The sequence below is a fragment of the Thermoflexibacter ruber genome (genome assembly GCF_900113045.1).
GTDB classification, from domain to species: domain Bacteria; phylum Bacteroidota; class Bacteroidia; order Cytophagales; family Thermoflexibacteraceae; genus Thermoflexibacter; species Thermoflexibacter ruber.
In genome coordinates, this window is sequence record NZ_FONY01000094.1 from 1 (window position 1) to 3,806 (window position 3,806).

The following is a 3,806-nucleotide window of genomic DNA, read 5'->3' on the forward strand; positions in this document are numbered from 1 at the left end:
CTTTGTAAACAAAGATATGAGGTTGCTGTGGGTGTAGTGATATAGGCTGCCCCTGCAAAAATCTGACAAGGCAGAAGCAAAGAAATAAAAAAGTTATTTTCTTCATTTTCAATATTTTATGTATAAATTTTTATTTACTATCTGTATGAAATATGTATGTAATTTTTTGCAAGATACTTATTTCTGAATAAAATTATTTATATACGAAAAAAATCGTAGATAAAATTTGCATTTACGAAATCTCTTGTATATCTTTGTACGAAATAAATCGTAGTTAAAAATCTAAAACCTTTATTTTAATCTGAAATCAAATCATTAGATTAAAAATCTGGAATAAAAGAACAATAAAACAATTCAATAATTCAACAGTCTAAACAATAAATAAAAATGACAAAACCCACAGACTCCGAGTTAGAAATTTTGCAAATCCTTTGGCAAAAGGGAAGTTGCACCGTCAGGGAAGTAAACGAAATCCTTAACCAGAGTAGGGAAGGGGAAGTAGGCTATACCACTACCCTCAAAATCATGCAAATCATGCACGAAAAAGGCTTGATAGGCAGAGATGACTCCGCTAAAACTCACATTTACAGCGCAGTAGTTAAAGAAGAAGATACCCAAAAGCAACTATTAGAACGCTTTATGGATTCAGTTTTCAAAGGCTCTGCTATGAAAATGGTCATGCAAGCTCTTGGCAATCAGAAAACAACACCCGAAGAACTCGCTGAAATCAAGAAACTAATAGAAGAAATGGAAAACAAAAAATAAACCTATTGAAACCCTCTCCTTTGGGGAGGGCGACCGTCGCTACGGTTTGGGTAGGGCAAAACACTTAACATCTTAAACTTTATGGAAACACTAATTATTCCTTCAAATGTTGCTGAGGCACTTGGCTGGACTATCCTGCACTCGCTTTGGCAAGCCTCTATCATTGTGGCAGTATTGATACTTTTATTAAAGATAATGAAAAACACCCAAGCAAATCAACGCTATTTGCTTTCCCTTGCTGCCTTATTTTCTATTTTGCTCATGGCAGTCATTACTTTTTTTACCATTTATCAGCCACACAAGCAAGTCGTACCTTCGGATTTATCCGAAGAAATAGATTGGACCTACTTCCCTACTTTCCATGAAACCGAAAAAACTTGGGAAGATTATATCAGTATAGGAATTAGCATGGCTAACACATATTCCTATGAACTTTCTTTGCTATGGCTCGTGGGGGTTATTTTTCTTTCTATTCGTTTTTTAATCAACTTATTGTATATACACCAATTAAAAACTTATAAGACAAAACCAACTTCAATCGAGTGGGAGGGAAGGCTTCGCACAATCGCAGAAAAAATCAATATCCATCGTCAAATTAAATTAGTAGAATCCGCTTTGGTACAAGTCCCTACCGTAGTGGGTTGGCTTAAACCTGTGATTCTCTTTCCATTAGGAATGTTTACCGCCTTGCCTCCTCACGAAATTGAAAGTATTTTAGCCCATGAACTGGCGCATATTCGCCGCAATGACTTTATTATCAATATAGTGCAGTCTATCGTAGAAATCCTTTTTTTCTATCACCCCGCAGTTTGGTACATTTCCAAACACATTGAAAATGAAAGAGAAAACTGCTGTGACGACATTGCTATAGCAGTTACAGGAGATTCTTTGACTTATATTAAAGCATTAACAAACTTAGCTACCTTGAAAATCAATACATTAACCCCTGCTTTGGCTATTACAGGCAAAAATGGGAGCCTCTTGCAAAGGGTAAGCCGCATAGCCCGCAATGCCAACTTAGCAAGCCGTTGGGCAAGACAGCATACCATTTCTCCTAAGCTAACCGCCTCAATGATAGTGATAATGAGCGTATTATTACTTGTAACCAAGACCGAAGCCACTACTTTTTTAGTAGAAAAATTAGAAAAAACACCCTTAGAGTTCTTGGTAAAACGTTTTGAAAGAGAGGAAAAGCAAGCTGAAAAAGAAAATAAACTACTCTCAACCACTCAATCATTTTTTGCAGATACTACAAAAAAAGCAAGAGATAACCAAAAAAGTATTGTAATCCAGATAGATAGCACTGATAAAGCTAATGGGAACGTATTTTTAAGTGTAAAAGGAGATACTTTAGGTAAGGGCTTTTTGCTACTTAGCCCTGCTATGTATAATCTAAATATCCCTTTTGACAAATTTGAAATAGATACCATTGAAAGTAAAAATGGGGTCTGTACCTATAAAATTAAAGGTTTTGATAGTTTGAATACTTCATGGTCTTGGTTGCATGATGGCAATAACCTCACTGCTGTCCCAGCTTTGAAAAAGATGATAAAGGGACAGGTAGATAGTCTTGGGAAAATATGGTTACATTATCCTAATGGTGAAGATAGACTCCTGTTAGTCAATAATCTTAAAAGATACAAAGAGTTCATGTATCTCCCTACAGACAGTATTTTTAAGCACCTGAGAAAACTAAAACAAGGAGAAGATTTCCAAATCTATAACTATTCAGATTTTTTGAAAGACTTTATTTCAACCAACAATCCCATAGATAAAAAATTTTGGCTCAGTGCAGATTCTATTGGCAAAACCTTGCCAAAGGGAGGGAAAACCTATCTATATAAATATAATGAAAAACAACCCCTTGTAGTGATGAATGGCGAGGGAAGTGAATTGAAATTAGGGAAAAGTAAGGGCTACATCTATCTTAGTCCAAATTTCAAGGTAAATATAGATAATATTAAAAATATAGAAGGTTACAATGCCCTTCCTGATTCTATTAAAAAGCGATGGAAATGGCAAGCAGAAAAAAATGGAATTATACTGGGTGATGCTAATTATACAATTGTAAATGGTTGGGAACTAAATGAAAAATCTCCTTTATATATTATAGATGGAGAAGAAGTACCTCAAAGTAAGGCGAGTAAAAAAATTCTTGAAATACTCAATCCTAATGAAATAGCTTCCATAGAAGTTTTAAAAGGCAAAAAGGGCACTGAACTATATAGTGAAAAAGGCAAAAATGGGGTTATTGTTATAAAAACGAAAAAAGGGAAAAAGAAGAAAAGCGACACTTCTGATAATATCAATGTTCAGAAAGAGGAAACTATGCCTCAATCTCAGAATTTTACCTTGCGTATGCTAAATCCTGCCAATTCTTCACATAAACCCTTGTTTGTTATTGATGGCGAGATGATAGATAGAGAAAAGGGTACAGAGATATTGAAAAGTATAAATACTAGCGATATTGTTTCAATTAATATATTAAAAGGGGAATCTGCAAATACAATTTATGGAGTAGAGGGAAAAAATGGCGTGATAATCATTCATACAACAGGAACTAGAAGTGGGTCAAATTCAGGAGACATTGCCAAAGGCATTAGGGTTACAGAATTAGAAGAGTTGAATAGATATACAGAGGTTATAGTATATCCTAATCCTACAAAAGGCTCTGTCAATATTCGCTTTATGATGGATAAAAACGAGCCTGTTTGGATAGACGCGTATGATGTCAAAGGGCATAAAGTTGCTACTATTAGTGATGGGAGCAATCTTAACAAAGGGCAATACGATATTTTTTGGGGCAGAGCCAATATGCCAGCGGGGAGTTATATTATCACCATCAAACGAGGGAATAAAGTAAGCCAGCACAAGGTCATATTAGAATAAACAATTGAATAACAATTATTTACTATTTGTAATTTCCTTAATCTTTTAGATTTTGGAAATTTTTTTTATTAATTTATTTGGAGGTTAGGGAAATAGTTCAGACCTTTGCAGACCCAAAATCAAGGTAGGAGGAGATAAGGTATATTAGGGTG

2 protein-coding genes are annotated in these 3,806 nt (G+C 34.8%); both read left to right on the plus strand.

Going from position 1 to position 3,806, the window contains the following annotated elements; translation table 11 throughout:
- The first annotated feature begins 387 nt into the window (after positions 1–387).
- Positions 388–765, plus strand: a complete 378-nt coding sequence (locus tag BM141_RS22155) for a BlaI/MecI/CopY family transcriptional regulator (RefSeq protein ID WP_091549615.1) — start codon at positions 388–390, stop codon at positions 763–765.
- Between the two features lie 81 nt (positions 766–846).
- The gene (locus BM141_RS22160; protein WP_091549616.1) at positions 847–3,654 is read left to right on the plus strand and encodes a M56 family metallopeptidase; all 2,808 of its coding nucleotides are present in this window, start codon (positions 847–849) and stop codon (positions 3,652–3,654) included.
- Positions 3,655–3,806: the final 152 nt, after the last annotated feature.